At 69.5% G+C, this 24,863-nt stretch carries 27 protein-coding genes and 1 tRNA gene; 17 read left to right on the top strand and 11 right to left on the bottom strand.

Annotated features, from left to right (window positions below; genetic code table 11):
- The first annotated feature begins 24 nt into the window (after window positions 1-24).
- Genes IE660_RS04370 through era form a run of 4 tightly spaced genes read left to right on the top strand, consistent with a single transcriptional unit; the run spans window position 25 to window position 3,790 of the window.
- A complete protein-coding gene (locus tag IE660_RS04370; protein WP_203567127.1) occupies window positions 25-1,083 on the top strand; it encodes a PhoH family protein in 1,059 nt (352 codons plus the stop codon).
- Between the two features lie 10 nt (window positions 1,084-1,093).
- On the top strand, window positions 1,094-1,552 hold the full coding sequence (gene ybeY, locus IE660_RS04365; protein ID WP_203567126.1) for an rRNA maturation RNase YbeY: 459 nt from the start codon (window positions 1,094-1,096) through the stop codon (window positions 1,550-1,552).
- A 2-nt stretch (window positions 1,553-1,554) separates the two neighbouring features.
- Entirely contained in the window at window positions 1,555-2,859 is a 1,305-nt protein-coding gene (locus IE660_RS04360) for a hemolysin family protein (protein WP_235997026.1), read from the top strand.
- A complete protein-coding gene (gene era, locus IE660_RS04355; RefSeq protein WP_203567125.1) occupies window positions 2,852-3,790 on the top strand; it encodes a GTPase Era in 939 nt (312 codons plus the stop codon). Before IE660_RS04360 ends, era begins: the two co-directional genes overlap by 8 nt.
- Here era and IE660_RS04350 read toward each other — a convergent pair.
- The 4 genes from IE660_RS04350 to IE660_RS04335 are packed head-to-tail and all read right to left on the bottom strand — an operon-like array spanning window position 3,787 to window position 8,119.
- Complete coding sequence (locus IE660_RS04350) at window positions 3,787-4,629, bottom strand: sugar phosphate isomerase/epimerase family protein (protein ID WP_203567124.1); 843 nt, start codon at window positions 4,627-4,629, stop codon at window positions 3,787-3,789. The two genes, era and IE660_RS04350, sit on opposite strands and share 4 nt — an antisense overlap.
- Entirely contained in the window at window positions 4,613-5,647 is a 1,035-nt protein-coding gene (locus IE660_RS04345) for an ATP-dependent DNA ligase (RefSeq protein WP_235997025.1), read from the bottom strand. The genes IE660_RS04350 and IE660_RS04345 overlap by 17 nt, the downstream gene beginning before the upstream one ends.
- A 32-nt stretch (window positions 5,648-5,679) precedes the next feature.
- Window positions 5,680-7,182 carry an amidohydrolase gene (locus IE660_RS04340; protein ID WP_203567122.1) on the bottom strand — a complete coding sequence of 501 codons (1,503 nt, stop codon included), beginning with the start codon at window positions 7,180-7,182 and terminating at the stop codon, window positions 5,680-5,682.
- Between the two features lie 58 nt (window positions 7,183-7,240).
- A complete protein-coding gene (locus tag IE660_RS04335) occupies window positions 7,241-8,119 on the bottom strand; it encodes an LCP family protein (protein ID WP_203567121.1) in 879 nt (292 codons plus the stop codon).
- A gap of 365 nt (window positions 8,120-8,484) precedes the next feature.
- Between IE660_RS04335 and leuA the strand changes: the two genes are divergently transcribed.
- The gene (gene leuA, locus IE660_RS04330; RefSeq protein ID WP_203567120.1) at window positions 8,485-10,221 is read left to right on the top strand and encodes a 2-isopropylmalate synthase; all 1,737 of its coding nucleotides are present in this window, start codon (window positions 8,485-8,487) and stop codon (window positions 10,219-10,221) included.
- Window positions 10,214-10,564 carry a hypothetical protein gene (locus tag IE660_RS04325; protein ID WP_203567119.1) on the top strand — a complete coding sequence of 117 codons (351 nt, stop codon included), beginning with the start codon at window positions 10,214-10,216 and terminating at the stop codon, window positions 10,562-10,564. Before leuA ends, IE660_RS04325 begins: the two co-directional genes overlap by 8 nt.
- A 4-nt stretch (window positions 10,565-10,568) precedes the next feature.
- On the opposite strand, the gene IE660_RS04320 is transcribed toward IE660_RS04325, so the two are convergent.
- Genes IE660_RS04320 through IE660_RS04310 form a run of 3 tightly spaced genes read right to left on the bottom strand, consistent with a single transcriptional unit; the run spans window position 10,569 to window position 12,972 of the window.
- Entirely contained in the window at window positions 10,569-11,345 is a 777-nt protein-coding gene (locus IE660_RS04320; protein WP_203567118.1) for an isoprenyl transferase, read from the bottom strand.
- Window positions 11,342-11,830 carry a glutathione peroxidase gene (locus tag IE660_RS04315; RefSeq protein ID WP_203567117.1) on the bottom strand — a complete coding sequence of 163 codons (489 nt, stop codon included), beginning with the start codon at window positions 11,828-11,830 and terminating at the stop codon, window positions 11,342-11,344. The genes IE660_RS04320 and IE660_RS04315 overlap by 4 nt, the downstream gene beginning before the upstream one ends.
- 29 nt (window positions 11,831-11,859) lie before the next feature.
- A complete protein-coding gene (locus IE660_RS04310; RefSeq protein WP_203567116.1) occupies window positions 11,860-12,972 on the bottom strand; it encodes a substrate-binding domain-containing protein in 1,113 nt (370 codons plus the stop codon).
- Window positions 12,973-13,007: 35 nt separating this feature from the next.
- Between IE660_RS04310 and recO the strand changes: the two genes are divergently transcribed.
- Entirely contained in the window at window positions 13,008-13,751 is a 744-nt protein-coding gene (gene recO / locus IE660_RS04305) for a DNA repair protein RecO (RefSeq protein ID WP_203567115.1), read from the top strand.
- A 27-nt stretch (window positions 13,752-13,778) separates the two neighbouring features.
- Here recO and IE660_RS04300 read toward each other — a convergent pair whose 3' ends face one another.
- A complete protein-coding gene (locus IE660_RS04300; protein ID WP_203567114.1) occupies window positions 13,779-14,183 on the bottom strand; it encodes a Fur family transcriptional regulator in 405 nt (134 codons plus the stop codon).
- Between the two features lie 36 nt (window positions 14,184-14,219).
- Between IE660_RS04300 and IE660_RS04295 the strand changes: the two genes are divergently transcribed.
- Complete coding sequence (locus IE660_RS04295; protein ID WP_203567113.1) at window positions 14,220-14,528, top strand: antibiotic biosynthesis monooxygenase family protein; 309 nt, start codon at window positions 14,220-14,222, stop codon at window positions 14,526-14,528.
- Window positions 14,529-14,537: 9 nt separating this feature from the next.
- Entirely contained in the window at window positions 14,538-15,686 is a 1,149-nt protein-coding gene (gene dusB, locus IE660_RS04290; RefSeq protein ID WP_328701832.1) for a tRNA dihydrouridine synthase DusB, read from the top strand.
- Between the two features lie 19 nt (window positions 15,687-15,705).
- Here dusB and IE660_RS04285 read toward each other — a convergent pair whose 3' ends face one another.
- Window positions 15,706-16,359 (bottom strand): hypothetical protein, encoded by a 654-nt coding sequence (locus IE660_RS04285; RefSeq protein ID WP_203567112.1) that lies wholly within the window; start codon window positions 16,357-16,359, stop codon window positions 15,706-15,708.
- A 76-nt stretch (window positions 16,360-16,435) separates the two neighbouring features.
- Between IE660_RS04285 and IE660_RS04280 the strand changes: the two genes are divergently transcribed.
- Window positions 16,436-17,557 (top strand): HD domain-containing protein, encoded by a 1,122-nt coding sequence (locus IE660_RS04280; protein WP_407928992.1) that lies wholly within the window; start codon window positions 16,436-16,438, stop codon window positions 17,555-17,557.
- Here IE660_RS04280 and IE660_RS04275 read toward each other — a convergent pair.
- Window positions 17,554-18,312 carry an ABC transporter permease gene (locus tag IE660_RS04275; protein WP_203567110.1) on the bottom strand — a complete coding sequence of 253 codons (759 nt, stop codon included), beginning with the start codon at window positions 18,310-18,312 and terminating at the stop codon, window positions 17,554-17,556. The genes IE660_RS04280 and IE660_RS04275 overlap by 4 nt on opposite strands.
- A 194-nt stretch (window positions 18,313-18,506) precedes the next feature.
- Between IE660_RS04275 and IE660_RS04270 the strand changes: the two genes are divergently transcribed.
- The 5 genes from IE660_RS04270 to IE660_RS04250 all read left to right on the top strand — a co-directional run bounded on the left by IE660_RS04270 (window position 18,507) and on the right by IE660_RS04250 (window position 22,840).
- The gene (locus IE660_RS04270) at window positions 18,507-19,154 is read left to right on the top strand and encodes a hypothetical protein (protein WP_203567109.1); all 648 of its coding nucleotides are present in this window, start codon (window positions 18,507-18,509) and stop codon (window positions 19,152-19,154) included.
- Between the two features lie 454 nt (window positions 19,155-19,608).
- Entirely contained in the window at window positions 19,609-21,483 is a 1,875-nt protein-coding gene (dnaG, locus tag IE660_RS04265; RefSeq protein WP_203567108.1) for a DNA primase, read from the top strand.
- A gap of 76 nt (window positions 21,484-21,559) precedes the next feature.
- Entirely contained in the window at window positions 21,560-22,213 is a 654-nt protein-coding gene (locus IE660_RS04260) for a sigma-70 family RNA polymerase sigma factor (RefSeq protein ID WP_203567107.1), read from the top strand.
- Window positions 22,210-22,719: a hypothetical protein gene (locus tag IE660_RS04255; protein WP_203567106.1), complete on the top strand. Its 510-nt coding sequence runs from the start codon at window positions 22,210-22,212 to the stop codon at window positions 22,717-22,719. The genes IE660_RS04260 and IE660_RS04255 overlap by 4 nt, the downstream gene beginning before the upstream one ends.
- A gap of 45 nt (window positions 22,720-22,764) precedes the next feature.
- A tRNA-Asn gene (locus IE660_RS04250) sits at window positions 22,765-22,840 on the top strand.
- Window positions 22,841-22,845: 5 nt separating this feature from the next.
- On the opposite strand, the gene IE660_RS04245 is transcribed toward IE660_RS04250, so the two are convergent.
- On the bottom strand, window positions 22,846-23,508 hold the full coding sequence (locus IE660_RS04245) for a helix-turn-helix transcriptional regulator (protein WP_203567105.1): 663 nt from the start codon (window positions 23,506-23,508) through the stop codon (window positions 22,846-22,848).
- Window positions 23,509-23,558: 50 nt separating this feature from the next.
- Between IE660_RS04245 and moaA the strand changes: the two genes are divergently transcribed.
- Window positions 23,559-24,602, top strand: a complete 1,044-nt coding sequence (gene moaA, locus IE660_RS04240) for a GTP 3',8-cyclase MoaA (RefSeq protein WP_203567104.1) — start codon at window positions 23,559-23,561, stop codon at window positions 24,600-24,602.
- A gap of 17 nt (window positions 24,603-24,619) precedes the next feature.
- Window positions 24,620-24,862 carry a MoaD/ThiS family protein gene (locus IE660_RS04235; protein ID WP_203567103.1) on the top strand — a complete coding sequence of 81 codons (243 nt, stop codon included), beginning with the start codon at window positions 24,620-24,622 and terminating at the stop codon, window positions 24,860-24,862.
- Window position 24,863 lies beyond the last annotated feature (1 nt).

The following is a 24,863-nucleotide window of genomic DNA, read 5'->3' as shown; positions in this document are numbered from 1 at the left end:
GGAGGAACCCTGACCAGCTCAGCCATGAGTCCCCGTCCCGAGCGAGGGGAGCCCGCGCGCCGCCAGAGCGTGGCCAGTCGACGGCTCACCATTCCCGGCTCGATCCCGATGGTCAACATCCTGGGTCCGCGAGACGCCTTCCTGCGCATCCTCGAGCGAGAGCTCGAGGCAGACCTGTTGGTGCGCGGCAACGAGGTCACCCTCGACGGCACCCCCGAGCAGGTGGCCCTGGCCGCCGACGTGTTCACCGAACTGGTCACCATCCTGCGCACCGGCCAGGGCCTGACCGGCGACGTGGTCGAGCGGGTGGTCGGCATGAGCCAGGCCGCCGAGGAGCAGCGCCCGGCCGAGGTGCTCACCCAGAACATCCTGTCCAGCCGCGGCAAGACCATTCGTCCCAAGACGCTCAACCAGAAGCGCTACGTCGATGCCATCGACGCCCACACCGTGGTGTTCGGCATCGGCCCAGCCGGTACCGGCAAGACCTACCTGGCGATGGCCAAGGCGGTGCAGGCGCTGCAGTCCAAGCAGGTCAACCGCATCATCCTCACCCGCCCGGCGATCGAGGCCGGCGAGAAGCTCGGCTTCCTGCCCGGCACCCTCAACGACAAGATCGACCCCTACCTGCGCCCGCTCTACGACGCGCTGCACGACATGGTCGACCCCGAGAGCGTGCCCAAGCTGCTCACCGCCGGCACCATCGAGGTCGCCCCGCTGGCCTACATGCGTGGACGCACCCTCAACGACGCGTTCATCATCCTCGACGAGGCGCAGAACACCTCGATGGAGCAGATGAAGATGTTCCTCACCCGGTTGGGGTTCGGGTCGAAGATCGTGGTCACCGGTGACGTCACCCAGATCGACCTGCCCGGCGGCATGCGCAGTGGCCTGCGTGAGGTGCAGCACATCCTCGACGGTGTCGACGACATCATGTTCTGCCAATTGACCAGCCACGACGTCGTCCGCCACAAGCTGGTCGGACGCATCGTGGCCGCCTACGACCAGTTCGAGTCGACGGTCAGCGAGCAGGAGCACCAGAACCGCCGTCGTCCGGGACGCTCCGCGGCCCGTCGTCCGAACTGAAGGGCCGTAGGTGATCGACCTCAACAACGAGTCCGGCCAGGAGGCCGACGAACAGGGCCTGATCGCGCTGGCAACCTTCGCGCTGGCCCAACTGCGCATCCACCCCCAGTCGGAACTGTCGATCCTGCTGGTCGACGAAGACACGATGGCCAGCTACCACGAACGGTTCCTGGGCCTGCCGGGGCCGACTGACGTGATGAGCTTCCCGATGGACGAACTGCGCTCCCCCGGCGCCCAGGACGACCCGCCCGAGGGCCACCTGGGTGACATCGTGCTCTGCCCGGCGGTCACCGAGCGCCAAGCCTCCGAGAACGGTCGCAGCGCCTCGGAGGAGGCGGAGTACCTGCTCGTCCACGGCCTGCTGCACCTGCTCGGCCACGACCATGCCGAACCCGACGAGAAGGCCGTCATGTTCGGCCTCAACGACCAACTGATCGCCGCCTGGCAGCAACATCGGCTGGGTGACTGACCTTGCTCGACGTCACCGAGATCGCGCTGATCATCACCGCGCTGGTCTGCGCCATCCTGGCCAGCGTGCTGGCCGCCGCCGACTCCGCCCTGCAGTCGTTCTCCCGGTCGCGGGCCGAACGCCTGGTCGCCGAGGGCAAGGCCGGGGCGCCCAGGCTGGCCAAGATCGTGGCCGACCCGGCGCCGTACCTGAACGCGGCCATGTTCGCCCGCATCCTGTTCGAGATCGTCTCGATCGTCGCGGTCGGCATCGTCGTCGCCGACTGGTTCGACGCCATCTGGAAGCAGTTGCTGGTCACCGGCGGCGCCATGGTGCTGGTCTCGTTCATCCTGTGGGGGGTCGCACCCCGCACCTTGGGACGCCAACGTGCCGAGGGCATCGCCCGGGCCATGTCGGGCCCGGTGATGGCGATCGAGACCCTGTTGGGCCCGATCCCGCAGCTGATGATCCTGATCGGCAACGCGATGACCCCCGGCAAGGGCTTCACCGACGGCCCGTTCAGCTCCGAGGCCGAACTGCGCGAGATGGTCGACCTGGCCGAGGCCACCGAACTGATCGAGGCCGGTGAACGCCGGATGATCCACTCGGTGTTCGAACTGGGCGACACCATCGTGCGCGAGGTGATGGTGCCGCGCACCGACGTGGTCTTCATCCAGGAGGGCAAGACCCTGCGCCAGGGCATGTCGCTGGCGCTGCGCTCGGGCTTCAGCCGCATCCCCGTGGTGGGTGAGGGTGGCCTGGACGAGGTGCACGGGGTGATGTACCTCAAGGACGTGCAGCGCCGGGTCTACGACAACCACGACGCCGAACGCAACCAGACCGTGGGCGAACTGATGCGCCCGGTGATCTTCTGCCCCGACTCCAAGCCGGTGGACGACCTGCTGCGCGAGATGCAGCGGGCCCGCAACCATGTGGCGGTGGTGGTCGACGAGTTCGGCGGCACCGCCGGCCTGGTCTCGATCGAGGACATCCTCGAGGAGATCGTCGGCGAGATCGTCGACGAGTACGACGCAGAACCCACCCTGACCGAGCAACTGGACGAGGACCAGTTCCGGATCTCGGCGCGGATGCCGGTCGACGACCTTGGCGAGTTGTTCGGCCTGCACGTCGACGACGACGACGTCGAGACCGTCGGCGGCCTGATGGCCAAGGTGCTCAACATGGTGCCGATCCCCGGCTCGGTGATCGAGTGGGAAGGCCTGGAGATCACCGCTGAGAAGGCCGTCGGACGACGCCACCAGATCGACACCTGCCTCGTCCGCCGTGCCCCTGAGCCCCTGCCCGAACAGGACGGTGACGATGACTGAGCAGACCGCTCCCGAGGGTTTTCGCAGCGGCTTTGCCTGCTTCGTCGGACGACCCAACGCCGGCAAGTCGACGCTCACCAACGCGCTGGTCGGGCAGAAGGTGGCGATCACCTCGTCCAAGCCGCAGACCACCCGGCACTCGGTGCGTGGCATCGTCAACCGCCCCGACGCCCAGTTGGTGGTCATCGACACCCCCGGTCTGCACAAGCCGCGCACCCTGCTCGGTGAGCGGCTCAACGACCTGGTGCGCTCGACCTGGACCGAGGTCGACGTGATCGGGGTCTGCCTGCCCGCCGACCAGAAGATCGGCCCGGGCGACGCCTACCTGATCGGTGAGATCGCCAAGCTCAAGCAACGCCCCACCCTGGTGGCGCTGGCCACCAAGACCGACCTGGTCAGCGGCGATCGTCTGCGCGAGCACCTGCTCGAGATCATGACGCTGGAGGAGAAGCTCGGCATCCACTGGGCACACGTCGTGCCCTGTTCGGCGGTCAGCGGCGACCAGGTGGACGAGGTGGCCGACGTGCTGGTCAGCCTGCTGCCCACCGGGCCGAAGTACTACCTGGACGACGAGGCCACCGACGAGCCGACCGAGACCCTGGTCGCCGAACTCATCCGCGAGGCCGCGCTCGAGGGGGTGCGGGACGAACTGCCGCACTCGATCACCGTGGTGATCGACGAGATGGGTCTTCGTGACGGACGCCCCGACGACAAGCCGCTGCTCGACATCTACGCCTCGATGGTGCTGGAGCGTGACTCCCAGAAGGGGATCATGATCGGCCACAAGGGCTCGCACCTGCGCGACGTGGGCACCAGGGCCCGCCAGCAGATCACCGCCCTGCTCGGCACGCCGGTGCACCTGGACCTCAAGGTCAAGGTGATGAAGGACTGGCAGCGAGACCCCAAGTTCCTCAACAGACTGGGGTTCTAGGTCGGACGGGCCGGACCGCTGAGCCCGTCGAACCAGGCCAGGGTGCGGCCCAACCTGTCCCAGTCGATCTGGCGGTCGCCGTTGACCGCAGCCACCTCGAGGGTGATGGTGCCGTCGTGCCCGCGCCCGTCCACCGCGTGTCGCAGGAAGCCGTCCAGGTCGAGGGTGCCCTCACCGGGGTGCAGGTAGCGGCGACGCCCGGTCTCGGGGTCGTTGAGGACGCCGTCGAAGTCCTTGACGTGGATGTGCTTGACGTGGGGCCACAGCCAGTCGGCGGCCAGCGCATCGTCCAGCTCGCCATGGAAGGCGAGGAACTCCAGGTCGAGGGTGATCCGGGCTCGCTCGTCGGTCTCGACGACCCGGCGCAGCGCTGTCAGCGGCGTCGAGGCCAGGCAGACGATCGACTCCACGCACAGGCTCAGCCCGAACGCGTCGGTCACGTCGAGCAACCGCGGCAGTGCGGCCAGGTTGTGGTGCAGGTGCGCGTCGGAGCCGGGCAGCCCCCACAGGTGCACCACCACACGCTCAGCGCCCAGGGCGCGCGCGAAGCGACAGTTGCGCTCCAAGGCGACCAACGTGCGGTCGAGGTCGTCGGGCTCACCGGACGACAGGTCCGGCCCGATGCCCTTGTCGGCGTGGACGACGGGGATCGGCGCACCAGTGGCCCTGAGCGTCTCGGCCACCTGGTCGAGATCGTCCCAGACCCGGTGCACCATGACCTCGAGCGGGCGTGCGCCGAGCCGCGCGATGTCGTCGGCGAGGACGGCCACGCTGTTGGCGCCGTGGTCGCGGGTGATCGCCCCGGTCGAGGTCAGCAGCTGCTCAGCCCTGATCGGCACTGACCCCTCCTTCGTCGAAGGTGATCGCCGAGGCCTCCAGCGGTGTCACGTCGGGACGAAGCCTGCGCAGCACCGGTTGGCGCAACTGCCCGAACTCACTGGGCGTCTGGGCACGGTCACGACTCAGCGGCGCCCCGGGGCTGCCCAGGTGGCGCACCTGCACGCACAGAAGCGGCTCGACCCAGTGGGTGCGGCGCGCATCCGGACCGACCGGTGGCACCACGAAGGGGCAACGGTCGGTCTCGATCTCACGCAGCACCCCCAGCAGGTCGTCACGCTCACGATGACCCAGCCCTGAGCCGGCCCGGGTGACCAGGTGCAACAGGCCGTCGTCGTCGAACGTGGTCTCGTCGTGCGGGTGCCCGATCCACAGCGCACCCAGCCTGCGCGTGCTGCCCGCCTCGGGCACCCAACCGCCGATCACCCCGACGAACTCGCTGCGGTGGGGCACCTTGACCCAGTCGCCGTTGCGGGCACCGGGGGCATAGGGCGACGAGCGGCGCTTGCTGACCACACCTTCCAGGCCGGCCTCGAGGGTGGCCTGGGCGAGCAGGTCGCCGTCGTCGTACTGCGGGGGCAGCTGCCACGCTGACGACCCAGAGCCGAGGCCCACCTCGTCCAGCAGGGCGCGACGCTCGGTCAGCGGCAGCCGGGTGAGGTCTCGTCCGTCGAGGCGCAGCAGGTCGAAGACCATGTACTGCACCGGGTGGCTGGCGGCCAACTGGGTGATCCTGCGGGGGTCGCGCTGGTGCATACGGGGCATCACCGCCGCGAAACCGGATGCGTCGGCAGTGGCGACCACCACCTCCCCGTCGAGCAGCAGGTCGGCGGGCAGGTGCGAGACGTCGTGCAGTTCGGGGTAGGTGACGGTGACGTCGACACCGTTGCGATTGGTCAGGCGAACACGACCGTCCACCACCTCGACCATCAGCCGGATGCCGTCCCACTTGACCTCGTGCACCCACTCGTCGCCGCGCGGCACGCCGGCGGGGGAGTGGACGGCGAGCATCGGGCGCATGGGCTCCATTGTGGGGCAGGACGATGCGCTGGTCAGGCCTGTGCGGTGACCCGCCCGGCCAGCATCGTCATCCTGGGCCGGATCCGGTGCAGCCGGTCGGGATCGATGTCGAAGGGATTCTCGTCCAGCACGATCAGGTCGGCCTCGGCGCCGGCGACCAAGCTGGAGACCCCACGGCAGCTGGCCACCAGCGCCTGCGACAGTGACAGCGCCTGTTCGGGGTGCCACGCATCGAGTTTGTCGTCGCTGCGAAGAACGGCGCTCTCGATCGCGAGCCACGGGTCCAGGGGGGCCACCGGGGCGTCCGATCCCAGCGACAGCCGGACCCCGGCGCGGGCCATCGACGCCAACGGGAAGGCGTGTCGGGTGCGTCCGGGCCACAGGTCGTCCATCGCCGCGCGGTCGTCGAGCAGGTGGGCCGGTTGCACGCTGGCCCGCAGCCCCAGGTCGGCCATCCGGGTGATGTCGTCGTCGGTGACCAGTTGGGCGTGCTCGATCGAGCCGCTGGCACCGGTCTCGGCGAAGGCGTCGAGCACATCGCTGACCGCAGCGTCGCCGATGGCGTGGATGGCGCACTCCAGTCCTTGGGCGGCCGCGATCGACATCAGGTGCACCAGGTCGTCGTGCTCGACGTTGGCCAGCCCACAGGGGTGGTCGGGGTTCGCCGCTCCCAGGGTCGAGGCCGCGTACGGCTCGCTGCACCACGCCGTGCGGGCGGTGAGCGACCCGTCGACGATCACCTTGAGCGGACCCACGGCCAGCAGACCGAGGTCGTCGAGCAGGTCGCCGCTGCGCAGGCCACGTTCGACGGCTGCGGGCAGCCACTGGGGATAGATGCCGGTCCGGACAGCGAGGCTGTCGAACCCCGCCTCGAAGCGTCGCTGCCAGGCCGGAACACCGTCGACCATCTCGAGGTCGACGACCCCGACCACGCCGCGCGCCGCGGCCTCGCGTCCGGCACACGTGACCAGGGCGTCGAGTTGCTCATCAGGCAGGGTGTTGACCCGCCGGTGCACCTCGAACGCGTCCTCCTCGACCAGGTGGCCGCTGGAATGGTCCAGTCCGAGCCTGGCCAATGCGCTGTGGGTGGCCCAGACCGCGTGCATGTCGCCCGACATGGCCACGACCGGCCGATCTGACACGGCGTCGGCGAGCACCTGGTCACTGGGCGCGTCGGGCCACCGTGAGTCACGAAAGCCGTAGCCGACCAGCACCTGGTCAGCTGGTCGGTCGGCCAGGGCCTCGCGCAACAGGCTGGCGGCGTGGCGCGCCGATGTCGCAGGGCTCAGGTCGACCCAGTTCTGGCGAAGCGCCCACTGGCCCAGGTGCACGTGGGCGTCCCACAGTCCCGGCATGACGATGCCGCCCTCGAGGTCGACGTCGGGGCCGGCCCACGAGCCGGACGAGCGCGCGACCCGTCCGTTGACCACGTGCAGGTCCTGTTCGGGCCCGACCGAACCGGTCACCAGGTCAAGCAGCCGCGCCCTGCGGACCACCAGGTCGGGGCCTGCGGGGAGCTCTGCGGTGAACGCCATGCCAGTCATTCTGGCCGCACGCCCGCAGGCCGCCCAGGCACGTCCCAGCCCGTGGGCCCTACCTACGGGTGGGCGCGTGGCTGGTGCCGTACCTGGTGACGTAGCCGGAGACGTCACCGGCCTTGAGCGCAGCCGACAGCGCGTCCAGGCGCGTCTGGTCGACCAGGTTGACCGACGCGCCACCGACGGTGCCGAAGCGGGCGATCGGCACCATCAGCGAGGTGACCCGGTCGGCGCGCGCGCTGCGGATCGCCGGTACCAGGCCGGTGAGCTGGTCGAGGTCGACCGGCCCAGTCACCTTGACCCGTCGGCGCGCCTCGCGCAGCAGTCTCGCGGCGGCCACGGGGTTCTTCTCGAGGCGCTGCTGCAGCGCCTTGAGCATGCCGATCATCATCGCGCGATGGCGCTCGGCCCGGTCGAGGTCGCCCAGCGGCATCGACTTGCGCTCCCGGGCGAACAGCAGCAATTGCGGACCACGCAGGGTGATCGTCCCCTTCTCGAAGGTCTGCGGCGGGTAGTCGCTGCTGAGCTGCACCGTGGTGCGGTGCCGGTTGACCACCGTCACCGGCTCGAGCAGCTTCGCCAGGGCGTTCATGCCGACGAAGTTGGTCTGGGCTGTGAGGTGGATCGGCAGCCCACCCAGCAGGGACGAGACCGTCCGGCGCAGGCCCTCGGTGCCACCGCGGACGAACGCGGCATTGATCTTGCCGCGGCCCCCGCCCGCGTAGGCGGCATAGGTGTCGCGGGCGATCGAGACCAGGGTGAGTGAGCGCCGGTCGGACGAGACCTGGGCGACCAGGATGACGTCGGCGTTGCCCCGCAGCGACCCGTCACGGGCGTCGGTGCCGAAGAACAGCACGTTGACCACGCCCTTGGGCAAGGGGTCAGGGGGCAGCGAGGCCAAAGCCGTCGGGGTGGGGGACGAGGGCCTCGGCACGGAGGCAGCCGGCGTGGTCACGGTTCCGGTCGGGGAGGCGGACGCGGTGGATCTCGGGCTCACCGGCAGGGTGGGCGTGGGGGTCTGGTTCGTCCGAGCAGCGCTCGAGCACCCAGCCAGACCCAGCAGGCCCAACACTGTTCGCCGTCGTAGTCGCACGCCCAGCACCGTACCCGCCGAGGGCAAACACCCCGGCAAGACAGTGTCGGTGCCGGCCCACGGGCGTGTACCCTCACCTGCATGACGTGTGCGCGGCTGCAGCTCCTTGCTCGCCGCAGCGAGGCCCGGTAACAGGTCCGGCGGCCCCCTCGCTGCGGAGACCGGACGTGCCCGCCAACCACGACCCATCCAGTGAGGACTCCCGAATGACCACCAACCAGTTCGGCACCCGCGTGCAGCCCGTCCCGGTGCAGCAGCCCAGCCCGATGCCGTTCAGCCGCTACACCCCGTTCGTCCCGATCGACCTGCCCGACCGCACCTGGCCCAGCAGGAAGATCACCCACGCGCCGCGCTGGCTGTCCACCGACCTGCGTGACGGCAACCAGGCCCTGATCGACCCGATGACCCCGGCCCGCAAGCGCCGGATGTTCGAGTTGCTGGTCAGGCTCGGCTACAAGGAGATCGAGGTCGGCTTCCCGTCGGCCTCGCAGACCGACTTCGACTTCGTCCGGCAGTTGATCACCGAGGACGTCATTCCCGACGACGTCACCATCTCGGTGCTCACCCAGGCACGTGAAGACCTGATCGAGCGCACCGCCCAGTCGCTGGTGGGTGCCAGGCGCGCCACCATCCACATGTACAACGCGACCGCCGAACTGTTCCGCCGCGTGGTCTTCCGGATCTCGGAGGCCGAGTGCATCGCGATGGCCACCCGGGGCACCCAGATGGTGATGAAGCACGCCGAGGCCAACCTGGGTGACGTCGAGTTCGGTTACCAGTACAGCCCCGAGATCTTCACCCAGACCCCGACCGACCTCGCCGTCGAGGTCTGCAACCAGGTGATGGACGTCTGGCAGCCCGAGGCCGGACGAGAGATCGTGCTCAACCTGCCCGCCACCGTCGAGCGCTCCACCCCGAACACCTACGCCGACCAGATCGAGTACTTCATCCGCAACGTGCGCAACCGCGACAACGTCGCGGTCTCGCTGCACCCGCACAACGATCGCGGCACCGCCGTGGCGGCCACCGAGTTGGCGCTGATGGCCGGTGCCGATCGGGTCGAGGGCTGCCTGTTCGGCCACGGTGAGCGCACCGGCAACGTCGACCTGGTCACCTTGGCGCTCAACCTGTTCAGCCAGGGCATCGACCCGCAGGTCGACTTCTCCGACGTGGACGAGGTGCGCCGCACCGTGGAGTACTGCACCGGCCTGCCGGTTCATCCGCGCCATCCCTACGCCGGTGACCTGGTCTACACCGCGTTCTCGGGCTCGCACCAGGACGCGATCAAGAAGGGTCTTGAAGACCTGGAGCGCCGCGCCGCCGAGCAGGGTGTCGGCATCCACGAGATCGAGTGGGAGGCGCCCTACCTGCCGATCGACCCGCACGACGTGGGCCGCACCTACGAGGCCGTGATCCGGGTCAACAGCCAGTCCGGCAAGGGTGGCATGGCCTACATCATGAAGACCGAGCACAAGCTCGACCTGCCCCGTCGGCTGCAGATCGAGTTCAGCCGCGTCGTCCAGGGCCACACCGACACCGAGGGTGGCGAGGTGACCGCCGCCCAGATGTATGAGTACTTCACCCAGGAGTACCTCGACCGCACTCACCCGCTCGAACTGCTCAAGCACAGCTCCAGCAGCGAGGACGGGGTGCACCACGTCACCGCCACCGTGCGCCACCGCGGTGAGGAGAAGGTGATCGAGGGTGAGGGCAATGGTCCGCTCTCGGCCTTCGTCGACGCCCTCGGCATCCTCGGCGACGTGCGGGTTCTGGACTACTCCGAGCATGCGATGACCTCGGGTGGGGACGCCCAGGCCGCCGCCTACGTCGAGTGCGAACTCGATGAGGACGAGGAGATCCACTGGGGCGTGGGCATCGACCCCGACATCCTCACCGCCTCGTTCAAGGCTGTGGTCTCGGCGGTCAACCGCGCGCGTGGCTGACCCGCAGCGCCCCACCAGTTGGCGAGCGTGGCTGGTCAGGATCGCCCTGCTGCTGGCAGCGGTCCTGGCCGGCCTGGTCGCGGCGGCGGCCTTCGCCCGGGCCACCACCGAGGTGTACAACCTGAACCCCGACGGGGTTGCCGGCGGCTTCACGGTGCGCAACGACTCGATGATCGCCTGGGGGGCGGCCGCAGCGATCTCGTCGCTGGCCTACCTGGTCGCCGCGGTCGCGGCCATGGCGCGCAGGCTGCCGTCGCGGAGCCTGTGGCCCCTGCTCGGCATCGGGCTGGTGGTCCTGGCTGCCGCCAAGGCGGTCCAGGACTTCCAGCCTCCGGTTGGCTGAGGCTCTACTGCACCTGGTTGGGAATCGCCCCGCCGAACCGGCGGTCGCGGTCGACGTACATCTCGACGGCCCGCCACAGGTCACGGCGGTCGAAGTCGGGCCACAGCCGGTCGAGGAAGACCATCTCGGCATAGGCCGACTGCCACAGCAGGAAGTTGCTGGTGCGCTGTTCGCCCGATGAGCGGACGAACAGGTCGACATCGGGCACGTCGGGGCAGTACAGGTGGGTCGCGAGGGTCTTCTCGGTGATCCGTGACGGGTCGATGCGCCCGGCTGCGGCCTCGGCGGCGACCTGCCGGACCGCATCGACGAGCTCTGCTCGTCCGCCGTAGTTGACGCAGAACTGCAGGGTGAGGGTGGTGTTGTCGCGTGACTGCTGCTCGGCCGTCTTCAGTTCGTTGATCACCGACTTCCACAGTCGCGGTTCACGCCCGGCCCAGCGGATTCGCACGCCCATCGCGTCCAACTGGTCGCGGCGGCGGTGGATGACGTCGCGGTTGAACCCCATCAGCCAGCGCACCTCGTCGGGGGAGCGCTTCCAGTTCTCGGTCGAGAAGGCGTAGGCCGACAGGTAGGGGATGCCGAGTTCGATGGCACCGGCGATCACGTCGAACAGGGCGTCCTCGCCGCGGGCGTGGCCCTCGGTGCGCTTGAGGCCACGCTGCTTGGCCCAGCGTCCGTTGCCGTCCATGACGATGGCGACGTGGCGGGGCAGTTCAGCGGCCGGGATCGCCGGCGGACGAGCGCCGCTGGGGTGCGGGTCGGGGGGGCGGGGCGTCACTGGTCGTGCCCGAGCAGCGCCTCGACCGCGGGACGCAGTTCCTCGGGCGTGACCATGGGCGAGAAGCGCTCGACGACGGTGCCGTCACGGTCGATGAGGAACTTGGCGAAGTTCCACTCGATGTCCTCACCATCGGGGCCGGGGCGCTCGGCGTTCAGCCAGGCGAACAGCGGGTGGGCCTCGTCGCCGTTGACCTCGACCTTGGCGAACATCGGGAAGCTGACGCCGTAGTTGCGGGTGCAGAACTGCTCGATCTCGGCAGCGTCCCCGGGCTCCTGGTGGCCGAACTGGTCACACGGGAAACCGAGGACGACCAACCCGTCGTCACCGAGGTCTCGCCACAGCGCCTCCAGGCCTTCGTACTGGGGGGTCAACCCACACTTGGAGGCGGTGTTCACCACCAGCACCACGCGTCCAGCGTGGTCAGCCAGGTCGATGTCGCCGCCGATCAGGGCCTCGGCGTGAAAGTCGTGCAGGGTGGTCATGGCGTTGATTGTCTCGCACCGGACGAGGTTCAGCGCAGCGCCCGGCTCAACTCGGCGTTGCCCTGCAGCAGGTCGGCGGCGTTGCCCGGGGTGAGCACGTCGGGGGTGACCATCAGCGCCGGCGTCCGGACGAACAGGGTGTGCAGCTTGTTGTGGCCGGCGATGTGGGGGTTCACCACCACAGGTTCACCCGAACGGATCGCGGTCAGGGCATCGACGGTGGCCTGCACGATCCGGGCGGGGTCGCGATAGACGATGCCGGCCAGGTCGCCCCGGTGCAGTTGGGTCACCGACTCGACGGTGGCGCCGTCGGTGACGATCACCGGTCTGCGCTGCAGGCCCTGCGTCGCGGTGCGCACGGTGTCGGCCTCGGCCGGCGAGCCGGTGATCACTCCCGACAGCGGTTGCACCGGGTAGGTGGCCTCCAAGGTGGTGGCCAGGCGCTTGGCCAGCAGGGTCTGGTCGTCGTCGGGCGTGGTGACCTGGCTCCACGAGGTCTGCCCTGACTTGGTGACCACCTCGCCGCGCTTGGCGTAGGGCTTGAGTGCCCACATCGTGCCGGTGAAGCGGAGCCGGTCGGCCTGGCCGTCGACGTTCCCGGCGGTGTGCTCGACGTTGTAGAAGTCCTGCGGCGGGGGCCCCGGTGGCCACTGCTGTTGCATCGCCTGCAGCAGCGTGGCGAACTGGCGCTCGCCGGCCCCGAACTCGTCCCATCCGATGACCAGGTCGGCGTCGTCGGGCGAACTGGGCCGGTTGAGGACGACCAGCACGGTCGTCCCGGCCTCGCGCATCCGGCGCAGTTGGCTGCTCACCCGGGCGTCGGGCCACGGCTGGATGACGACGATGCCGGGACCGGGCGGTTGGGCGAGGAGCTGCTCGAGTTGCTCGGCGGCGTCGGACGAGGTCTTCACCTCGGCCGGGATCGACGCGCTGGACAGGGCCTGGCTGAACACCTCGTCGCCAGCCGTGGTGCCCACTGTCTGGGCCTGGTCGGTGACCAGCACCAGGACCTGTCCGTCGCGAGGGGCGCCGATGGTGACCTCGGCGCGGGTCTGGCGTGACGTGCACCCGCTGAGAACCAGCAGCAGGGCAACAAGCACGGTCAGCAGGTGGCCGGCACGGGTCAGCGGGCGGCGGGTCACGTCGTCAGCGTACTGGCTGCTGTCAGGATGGAAGCGTGCCGACCTACCGTGACGAGGCGATCGTGCTGCGCACCCACAAGCTGGGTGAGGCTGACCGCATCATCACCCTGTTCACCCGCCGCCACGGCAAGGTGCGTGCAGTCGCGCGGGGGGTGCGCCGCACCTCGTCCAAGTTCGGCGGGCGGCTCGAACCGTTCAGCCACGTCGACCTGCAACTGGTCGCAGGGCGCACCCTCGACATCGTCGCCCAGTGCGTGCAACTGCACGCGTGGGCCGAGCCGTTGATGGTCGACTACCAGCGCTACACCGTGGGCACGGTGATGCTTGAGACCGCCGACAAGCTGGTCACCGTCGAGTACGAGCCGGCGGTGCAGCAGTATCTGCTGCTGGCCGGGGCGGTGCGCACCCTGGGCGAGGGCACCCCTGATGGTCCCAGGCCGCCGGAGATGATCCTCGACTCCTACCTGCTCAGGGCCCTGTCGATCGCGGGCTACGCGCCCTCGCTGAGCGACTGCGCGGTGTGCGGTGCGGAGGGCCCGCACCCCTGGTTCGCGCCGGTCAGCGGTGGTGTGGTCTGCGACCGGTGCCGACCGCCCGGATCGGCCAGGGTCTCACCTGCCGCGCTGGCGCTGCTGGTGGCCGAGCTCACCGGCGAATGGGAGGCCACTCGTGACCTGCCGTCGGGAGTGCTGCGTGAGGCCAGCGGGCTGGTGGCCGCGTTCGTGGCCTGGCACCTCGATCGGGGCTTGCGTTCGTTCAGCCACCTCGAACGAAGCTGAGCGGTCGGGCCCGTGGTCTGCGGTGGCTCAGTCGGGGCAGCGATCGCAGAGGCCGAACATCTCCAGTTCGTGCCCGGCGTCACGGAATCCGTGCTGCGAGGCGACCCGCTCGGCCCAGCGCTCGACCTCGGTGGCCGAGATCTCGACCGTGCGTCCGCAGTTGCGGCAGATCAGGTGGTGGTGGTGACCGTCGGAGCAACGCCGATAGGCCATCTCGCCCTCGGGCTGGCGCAGGGCGTCGACCTCACCGGCCTCGGCCAGCGACTGCAGCGTGCGGTAGACCGTGGCCAGACCCACCGACTCACCGGCGGCGCGCAGGTCGTCGTGCACCTGCTGGGCGGTGCGGAAGGCATCGGTGCTGGCCATCAGCTCACGCACGGCACGGCGCTGGCGGGTGTCGCGCACGGGCGTGGCGGGCGTCTGGCTGGTCATGGTCCTCCCAGTCTGCCAGCCCGCTAGGTTGGGCACGTGATCGTCGTCAACCGCTTCGCCGTCGTCGACCGTGACCGGTTCCTGGCCCAGGCCCAGCCGGCCCTCGACCTGCTGCGCGGCAAGCCCGGTTGCCTGGGTCTCGACCTCGTCCGCAACCTGGACGACCCCCAGCTGTGGGCGTTGGTGTCGAGCTGGGCCGATGTCGGCAGCTACCGCCGGGCGTTGGGGGGACTGGATTCGAAGATGGTCGTCCAGCCGTTCCTGGGTACCTCGATCGACGAACCCAGCGCCTACGGTGACCCGGACGAGGTCGGTGAGAACCGGCCTAGGGGTGCGCACCGGTAGGGTGGCCCGGTGCATGCCCCGCTCGTCCTCGACGCGCCGAGCCGCCCCGCCGCGGTCTCGGTCGACGTGCCCGTCGTGCTGGCGCCAATGGCCGGCATCACGAACGCGTCCTACCGGCAGCTGTGCCTCGAGCAGGGGGCCGGGCTCTACGTCTGCGAGATGATCACCTCGCGGGGGCTGGTCGTCGGCGACCACAAGACCAAGGACATGCTGGCCTTCGCCCCGAACGAGACCGTGCGCTCGGTGCAGTTGTACGGGGTCGACCCGGCGATGATGGCCGAGGCCACCCACATCCTGTGCGAGCAGTACCGCGTCGACCACGTCGACCTGAACTTCGGCTGCCCGGTGCCCAAGGTGACCCGCAAGGGCGGGGGAGGGGTGCTGCCCTGGAAGCGTGACCGGCTCGAGGCAATCCTGCGGGCCACGGTCGAGGCCGCCGACGCGCACGGGGTGCCGGTGACGATGAAGACCCGCAAGGGCATCGACGACGACCACCTGACCTACCTCGACGCCGGCCGGATCGCCGAGCAGGCCGGCTGTGCAGCGATCGCGCTGCACGGACGCACCGTCGCCCAGGCCTACTCGGGCCATGCCGACTGGGACTCCATCGCCGCGCTGGTCGAGCACGTCGACATCCCGGTGCTCGGCAATGGCGACATCTGGGAGGCCTCCGACGCGTTGGCGATGGTCGAGGGCACCGGCTGCGCCGGCGTCGTGGTCGGACGAGGCTGCCTGGGTCGTCCCTGGCTGTTCGCCGACCTGGCCGACGCCTTCACCGGCGGCACCAGCCGGGCGCTGCCCACCCTGGGTGACGTGGCCGCGGTCGTCCGCCGGCACGCCGAGCTGCTCGCCGTTCTGATGGGCGAACGGCACGGACTCACCGACCTGCGCAAGCACATGGCCTGGTACTTCAAGGGCTTCCCGGTCGGTGGCGACCTGCGCCGCAGCCTGGCCATGGTCTCGTCACTGGACGAACTCGACGCCCTGCTCGCCCAACTCGACCAGGACGCGTCCTTTCCCGAGGGTGAACTGGGACGACCCCGCGGCCGGCAGGGGAGTCCACGGCACAAGGTCGTGCTGCCCTACGGGTGGCTCGACTCGACCTCGGGGTGCGAGCTCGACCTCAGCGAGGCCGAACTCGACACCTCCGGCGGTTGACCGCCCGCCGCAGCGCTGGTCAGAAGTACTCGGCCGCGCCCTGCATGATCAGCACGATCCAGAAGATGAAGCTGACGATCGGGGCACCGATGGCCACGATCAGTCCGACGATCCCCTTGGATCGCTGTGAGGCGATCTTCATCGCCTGCACCGAGAAGATCAGGCCGAGGATGCCCAGGATCGTGGGCAGCACCTGTCCCAGCACGCCCATGCCCGCGCGCATCAGCATCGCGTTCTGCTCTGGCGGCAGGTTCTCGGTGGTCATCTCGGCGGTGCCCTGGGCCTGCATCAGGTCGACATAGGCCTTGGCGGTGAACCAGCTCAGCAGCAGCGAGATCACCAGCGCCGACAACGCCATGCCCAGCCCGAGAGCACCCTTCTTCGAGGTGCCGTCATCGACCGGCCCGGTCGGGTAGGCGTAGGGCTGATAGGGGTTCGCGGCGTACGGCGACGGCGCCTGCTGGTAGCCCCCGGCGCCCGGCTGCTGGGTTGGGTACTGGGGGTAGGAGCCGGCGGACGGCTGCGAACTCGCCGGCGGGGCGCTGGGCTGCGGCTGCGGCGGCGGGGCGTTGCGCCAGGCCTCCTGGGACGACTGCTCAGGCGCCGGGGCAGGGTTGTCACTGCCCTGTCGGCTCCACGGGCTGGGCTGGTTGTCCCACGACTGCTGGCTCACGCTGGTCCTCACTGTCACGACTTGCTCACTCGCTAGCATGCCTGATGACAGGGTTGGACCACGATTGGAGGGTCGGGTGAACGAGGCGACGAGCCCAGAGCCGCTGCCGCGCGCGAAGGCCTGGGCCTCGACCCACCAGGGCCACGGCGACGACGTGGTGACCGCACACTCCGACACCCATGCCCGGCTCGTGGGTGGTCCACCGATCAACCGCGAGCAGCGCGAGCAGATCGAACACGCCTCGTTGCGCGAGGGTGCTTCGCTGGCGGTTGGCGCCGGCGACCGGGCCATTCCCGAGGAGCCCGACCCCGAGCGCACCTGCTTCGAGCGTGATCGCGACCGCATCATCCACTCCACCGCCTTCCGGCGGCTGGCCGGCAAGACCCAGGTCGTGGTCTATCCACGAGACCACCAGCGCACCCGTCTCACCCACGCGCTGGAGGTGGCGCAGGTGGCGACCTCGATCGCGCGCGGAGTCGGGGCCAACGTGACCCTCGCCGAGGCGATCGCGCTGGGCCACGACTGCGGGCACGGCCCCGGAGGTCACGCCTCCGAGGACGCCTTCGATGCCTTCCTGCCCGAGGGCTACGACCACGGCCCTTGGGGGGCTGATGTCGTGCTGACCAGCCTGAACCTGTGTTCCCAGACCCTTGACGGTGTGCGCAACCACTCCTGGTCTCGTCCGGCGCCGAGCACGCTGGAGGGCGAGATCGTGTCGTGGTCGGACCGGATCGCCTACTGTGCCCACGACCTCGAGGACGCCATCCACGCCGGGATCGTGCACCCCGCCGACCTGCCGCCCGAGATCACCGAGGTGGTCGGACGAAGCCGTCGTCCGCAGTTGGCGAGCTTCATCAAGGCCGTGGTCACGACCACCTGTGAGACCGGCACCGTGGGCATGGACGCCGACACCGCCGCTGCCCTGGGGCGGCTGCGGGCGTTCAACTACGAGCGGATCTACACCCGGCCGGAGTCGGTGGCGCAGTCGCACGCGGTGGTCGAGGTGCTTCAGGACCTGGTCGAGTACTACCGGCGAAACCCCGACCAGATGCCCGAGGAGTACCGTCATGCCGACCTCACCCGCGGGGCGGTCACCTATGTGGCCGGCATGACCGACCGGTTCGCCTTCGAACAGGCCGCCGCCAGGCTGGGCTGGGTCGAGACCCGTCTGCCCAAGGGCATCGGACGAGGCGCCTAGGGACGAAGCCTGTCCGTCAGGTCGTCCGGCAACAACCGGGCCTGCCGGACGAACAGGTGCGCGACCACGATCGTGATGGTCTGCGCGCACAGCACCGAGATCAGCACCAGCACCTGGGCCGCTCCGGCCTGCAGGGGAGTGCCACCGCCCAGCAGCACGCCGATGAACGCTCCCGGCAGGGTGACCAGGCCAACGGTGCGAGTCTGGTCGAGCGCGGGGTAGAGTGCCTCGGCGATCCGCGGGGAGGTCACCTCGGCGATCGCGTCGCGACGAAGGAGTCCGATCGACAACCCGGCCTCGTAGGTCGGGACGTTGCTGCGCAGTTCGTCGAACAACCGGCGCCCGGTCAGGGTGTGGGCGGTCATCACGTTGCCGGTGATGATGCCGGCGAGCGGGATCAGCGCCGCCCCGTTCAGCGGGACCACACCCAGCCCGAAGATCACTGCCAGGACCGGCAGCACCCCCGCGGCCATCGCCACCACCACCCATGGCCAGGCCCGGCGGGTGCCGGTGCGTCCGGTGGTGGTCCAGACCCCGATGACGAACATCGCCAGGGCGAACAGCGCCGCGCTCCACAGGTGTCCGATGGCTGCGACCACGATGCCGGCCACGGCGGCCAGTTGCAGCAGTGCACGCACGGCCGCGACCAGCAGGGACCGTCCCAGCCGAAGGCCACCCACGCCCGACATCGCGACCGCGATCGCCACCAGGACGACCAGCGCCACCGCGAGCTGCCAGGTCGGTTCGATGTTCACGCAGGTGAATCTAGCGCCGCGCTGAACACGTCGTCGCGGCGGCGTCTCTGGAGGCCCTCGCGGGAGGCTCCGCGGCCCAAGTTGGCACCCCTGGAACGCATGGAGTTGTGACGTGAGTGACAGATGTCACAGAGTTGAAGGAATGTCTCGTCTCTCCTTGTCAAACGGAGTTGACAGCCACTGGAATAGAACACATGAACGAGAGTGGTGGAGCAGTCCAGGAGCAGTCGCGTGACGACCTGCGCCGGGCCGAGTTCACCGCGCTGCGCGACGCCGTCGCTGCCCAGACCAAGGCCGAGATCGCCCAACTCGAGGCCACCATCCGACTGTGCGGGCTGTACGACCGGGTCGACAGCGATGACTTCGGGCCACTGATGGAGCAGGTCGTGCGCTCCGGTTCCGACGGGACGCCCGGCGTCTCGGAGTTCCTGTGCCTCGAACTGGGCGCGATCCTGGGCATCTCTCCCGAGGCGGCCGCCTCCAAGCTCTGGCGAGCCCTCGACCTCGTCCACCGTCACCCCGAGCTCCTGGCCCAGGTGCGGGCAGGTCGGGTGCGCCTGTGGCAGGCCGACAGGATCACCATGGCCACCTCGGCCGCCTGCCTCGACCTCGATGCGGCCCGGTGGGTCGACCGGCAGATCACCCCGCACGTCGAGCGCCTGCCGTTCGGACGGGTGATGTCGCTGGTCAAAGGGCTCTGCGTGCCGCCGCGTTCCTGCACGACGGCGAACCCGCCCGCCGCGGTGCCGACACCGCGACCCTGGTCGTGCACCTCTCGCCTGAGGCTGCCAAGCAGCCTGAAGGCACCGTGGCACGCATCGACGGCCTCGGACCGGTCGTGACCGCCGAGCTGACCGCGCTGCTGGCCAACTCCAAGGTCGTCGTCCGGCCGGTCGTCGACCTCAACGACACCCTCGCGGTCGACAGCTACGAGATCCCCGACCGCATCCGCCGGGCGGTGACCACCCGCACCACCCACGACGCCTTCCCCTTCGGGGTTCGTCGGGCTGGAGCGTGCGACCTCGACCACGTCACCGGAGTACCGGCACACGGGCCCACCGGGCCAGACCGCGAGCGACAGGCTGACCCCGCTGTCAAGACGCCCCCATCGCGCCAAGACCCGCCAGCAGTGGGCCCTCGAGATGCCCCACCCGGGCCGCCACACCTGGCGAAGTCCGCTGGGCTACTGCTACAGCACGGGCCCCGAGGGCACGTTCCGGCACGACTCGATCACCGAGGCGAGGCTGCAGGTCGAGGTGTGCTCCTGGCTGGGGACGGCTCAGTAGACTCACGGCCATGGCCGGGCGGATCAACGACGACGACATCGCGCTGGTCCGTGAACGCACCCGGATCGACGACGTGGTCTCGGCCCATGTGCACCTGCGCCCCGCCGGTGGGGGATCGCTGAAGGGCCTGTGTCCCTTCCACGACGAGAAGACCCCCAGCTTCCACGTGACACCGTCGCGCGGGTACTTCCACTGCTTCGGCTGTGGCGAGGGCGGCGACGCCATCAGCTTCCTGCAGAAGATCGGCAACCTCAGCTTCGTCGAGGCCGTGCAGCAACTGGCCGACCGAGCTGGCGTCCAACTGCGGATCAGTGACGACGGCACCGGCCCGCGCATCGAGCCAGGGCTGCGCAGCCGCATCCTGGACGCCAACGCCGCTGCCGCCGAGTACTTCGCCGCCCAGCTGATGAGCCCGGACGCGCTGGCCGCGCGCCAGTTCCTCGACGGACGAGGTTTCGACCGCACCGCCTCCGAACACTTCGGCGTCGGCTACGCCCCACGTGGGGGACGAGAACTGCGCCACCACCTCAACCGTGCCGGCTTCCGCGACGACCTGCTGGTCAAGGCGGGCCTGGTGCGCGAGGCCGGCTACGACTTCTTCCAGGGCCGGCTGCTGTGGCCGATCCGAGACGCTGCCAACTCCACCCTCGGGTTCGGCGCCCGGCGGCTGCACGACGACGACCGGATGCCGGCCAAGTACGTCAACACCCCCGAGACGCCGGTCTACAAGAAGTCGACCGTCCTCTACGGGCTCGACCTGGCCCGTCAGCCGATCGGACGCAAGTCCCAGGCGGTGGTGGTCGAGGGCTACACCGACGTGATGGCGGCCCACCTGGCCGGCATCGACACCGCGGTGGCCAGCTGCGGCACCGCCTTCGGCGACGACCACGCCCGGTTGCTGCAACGCCTGATGGGCAACCACGACGCCTTCAACGGCGAGGTGGTCTTCACCTTCGACGGCGACGAGGCCGGTCAGAAGGCGGCCCTCAAGGTCTTCTCCGGCGACCAGAACTTCATCGCCCAGACCTACGTGGCGGTCGAGCCCAACGGCCTCGACCCCTGCGACCTGCGCCTGCAGCACGGCGATGCCGCCGTCCGCGAACTGGTCGGACGACGGGTGCCGCTGTACCGCTTCGTGATGGGCAACGTGCTCGACGGCCACGACCTCGACCGGGTCGACGGTCGCCTGGCCGCGCTGCGGCAGGCCGCCCCGCTGATCAGCAGCATCCGCGACACCTCGCTGGTCAGCGGCTACGTGCGCGAACTCGCCTCGATGCTGGGCATGGACGTGGACGAGGTGCGCGCCGAGGTGCAGCGGGTCGGTCGTCGCAGGATCAGCGAGCCGGTGCAGGCCCGCGCCGTGGCCCCACCACCCGACGATGACGACGCCCCCGCGCTGGTCAGTGGCATCGCGTTGCCCGATCCCAATGACCGCGGGCTGCTCGTGGAGCGTTCGACCCTGAAGCTGATGCTGCAGCACCCCACGCTGTTCACCGCTGACTGGAACCAGGTGCGTCCCGACGACTTCTCTCACCCGGCCTACCGCGCGGTGTTCGAGGCGATCCTGGCCCACCCGTTCGACGGCAGCCAGCGGTGGGCCGAGGGGGTGCGCCAACTCACCACCGACGACCAGGTGCGCGGACTCGAGACCGAGTTGCTGGTCGAGTCGCTGTTGCGCGAACCGGACGAGCACTACGCCGACGCCCACGCTGCCCGGTTGCGGCTGCTGCGGGTCACCCACGACATCGCCCAACTCAAGTCGAGGCTGCAGCGCACCAACCCGGTCGAGCACACCAGCGAGTACAACCAGATGTTCTCGACGCTGCTCACCCTCGAGACCCAGCGCAAGGCGCTGCAGCACCAGTCCATCGGGCCACTGGACTGAGCCGGTGTTGCCCGGGTGTTGCCCGCGGCCTGTGAACCCGTGACCCACGAGCCGACGCCCCAGTTGGCTGTCGTGCATGGACACCGACACCTTGACCGCCCAGCAGGAGATCGACCTGGCCATCGAGATCGAGGCCGGCCTGTTCGCCCGTGCTCTGCTGGACGACACCACGCCCCACGACGTCGAGGCCACCGACGCGGAGCTGCAGGCCCTGGCCGCCTGTGGCGAGCTGGCCTGGCAGCGACTGTGGCAGGCGAACGTCCGGCTGGCGTGGTGGCTGGCCAGACGCGCCCACCGCCGCTTCGGAGGCAGCCTCGACGACCTGGGGCAGGACGCGCAGGTGGCGCTCGCTCAGGCCCTGATGCGCTGGGACCACACCCGGGGAACGAGGCTCTCGACCCATGCGTGGCGCTGGATCGGCTGGCAGCTCGAGGCGACCACCAAGGCCCAACGTCGTGAACGCAATGAGCTGTCGCGCTACGGGGCGGTTCCCGAGATGGTTGACCCGGCCGCAGAGGAGGACGTCGAGCACTGCCTGAGCCAGGTGCTGCCCGCCTGGTTCGAACGGTTGAGCCCCAGCGAGCGTGACGTGCTGCTTCGCCGCCACGGGGTCGAGCCCACCCCGGCGCCCCAGGTCGCCGACGACCTGGGGACCAGCGTCAGTTCGGTGCGCAGGCTGGAGCGTCAGGCAGTCGAGCGCGCCCGCCGCTGGGCCACAATGGCCGGGTGAGACTCTTTCGCTCCAAGCCCCCGACGGCGCTGACCGACGACCTGGCCACCCATCTGGGTCGCAGGCCCCGCGTGTTGGCGCGCGGAACTGGTCCCGGCGTCGAGGTGTTGACGCTGGTCGAGGCCCTGGCTGTGCAACGCGACGGGCACTGGACCATCATCGAGTGGCACCTCGTCCAGAGCGGTGGCTGGCGGGCCGAGCGAGGCCGGCTGGAGTGGCGGCTCGCCGACCAGAGTCGCGACCGGGTCGAGCTCAGCGAGCCGGGTCGGGTGCCAGAGACCTTCCAGGAGCGGGTGAACGCCTCGATCATCATCCAGCAGACCTACGACGCCCCTGGCGGCGGACGGGTGATGATCGCCGGGCGGCGCAGCCTCGTCCCGGGTCGTGGCGACCAGGAGCCGGTCTGGCAGGCGGTCACGCAGGGGGGAGCGAAGCTCTCCGATCCCCAGGTACGCGAGTTCGTCCTCGACACGACCGCCAGGCTCCGGGCCGATTACGGGTTCTGAGTCGGGATCTGCTAACTTCTCGTAGTGCTCCCGCGAGGGAGTTCATCCCCCATAGCTCAATTGGCAGAGCATCGGACTGTTAATCCGTGTGTTCCTGGTTCGAGTCCAGGTGGGGGAGCCACAGGCTCAGGTCAGCGGCGCATCGTGGCCGGCCGTCCGCTGCCGCAACTTCGCGACGCAGATCCTCGGTTGCCTGGTGAGCACCTCGACCTCCAGCGGCGCATCCGCCGCCTCCAGGTAGCCCTCGATCATGGCCAGGTGCATCATGCAGACGGGGTCCTGCTCGGCACTGTCCCAGGTCTGGAAGGCACAGTGGGTGAACATCACCCGCTTGTCGTCGGTGTCGACGGTGCTCGCGAATCCGGCTCGCTTGAGGTGGTCGGCGAGGCCGACCATGGCCTCCTGACCCTTCCTCGACCCCACCGCGATCGACTCGCCCCAGCGTCGTCCGGCCGACTTGGCCTTGGTCAGCGGATCAGGCTGCTGGTTGACCAGGTGGATGATCATCGCCCTGGTCAGCGACGACCAGTGCGCCTCGCTCACCTGCGGAGCCTGCTGCGTGGCCATGTAGAGCGCGCGGGGACGACCCTTGCCGACCCGTTTCTCGAACGACTTCTGCACGAATCCGGCGGCGATCAGGCCGTCCAGGTGGAAGCGGGCGCTGTTGGTGTGCAGGCCGACCCGCTCGGCAACGGTCTCGCAGTCCACCGGGACGCCATCGGTCAGCAGGACCTCCATCACCCTGGCCTTGGTGGGTCCCAGTCCGTGGCCAGCCCCGTCGACACTCACCCCACCAGTGTGTCACGGACCCTTCAAGGGCTTCGACTACAGTGGCCCGCATGCCGGCGAGCGAGGTGGACACCGAGACCGGGCTGTTGACCGACTCGTTCGGTAGAACAGCCCGCGACCTGCGCGTGTCGCTGACTGACCGCTGCAACCTGCGCTGCAGCTACTGCATGCCCGCCGAGGGCCTGCCATGGCTGCCGGACGAGCAGACCCTGACCGATGACGAGGTGCTGCGGCTGCTCGCTGTGGCGGTCGAACGACTGGGTGTGCGCAAGCTGCGATTCACCGGGGGAGAGCCGCTGCTGCGGGCCTCGCTCGAACGCCTGGTCGCAGGCGCCCACCAGTTGGTCACCCACGAGGGCCGCCCACCGGAGATCACCCTGACCACCAACGGCCTGGGGCTCGACAAGCGGCTGTCGGGCCTGGTCGCTGCCGGCCTCGACCGGGTCAACGTCTCACTGGACTCACTCGACCGGCAGCGTTACGCAGCACTGACCCGTCGCGACCGACTGCCCGACGTGCTCGCTTCGTTGCGGGCGGTCGAACAGGCCGGGCTGACCCCGATCAAGGTCAACGCCGTGATCATGCGTGAGGTCAACACCGACGACATCGTCCCGCTGGCCACCTTCGCCCTCGAACGCGGCTACCAACTGCGCTACATCGAGCAGATGCCACTGGGCCCGAAGCACTCCTGGGACCGGCGCCAGATGGTCACCGCCGCCGAAATCCTCGAAGCGCTGGGCGAGCACTTCACACTCACCCCGTTGGACGAGCCGCGCGGGGCGGCCCCGGCCGAGCTCTGGCAGGTGCATCCCACCGAGCAGACTCCCGGCGGGATCATCGGCGTGATCGCCAGCGTCAGCGCCCCGTTCTGCGGCAGCTGCGACCGCACCCGGATCACCAGCGACGGACAGGTGCGCAACTGCCTGTTCAGCCAAGTCGAGACCGACCTGCGCGGCCTGCTGCGACGCGGCGCCACCGACGACGAGCTGGCCCTGGCCTGGCGAGGCAGCCATCTCACCAAGGGTCCCGGGCACGGCATCGACCTGCCGGGCTTCCACCAGCCCGACCGCCCGATGAGCGCCATCGGCGGATGAGAGACGAGGAGTCAGCCATGATCGTCCGATTCTTCGCCGGGGCCGCAGCGGCCGCAGGCGTCGACCAGCGCAGCATCGAGCTCGCCGACGACGCGACCTTCGCCGACCTCGAGTCGCAGCTCGCCGACGGCAACGAGCACCTGGCCAAGGTGTTGCGGGTCTCGGCGCTGCTCGCCGACGGGGTCCGGGTGATCAATCGCGGGCAGGCCGTCGCAGACACCGCACAGGTCGACGTGCTGCCGCCGTTCGCCGGGGGCTGAG

Source organism: Aestuariimicrobium ganziense, from assembly GCF_015352975.1.
GTDB lineage: Bacteria > Actinomycetota > Actinomycetes > Propionibacteriales > Propionibacteriaceae > Aestuariimicrobium > Aestuariimicrobium ganziense.
The sequence above is the reverse complement of the archived record's forward strand: the minus strand, read 5'-3'. Positions and strand labels throughout refer to the sequence as shown.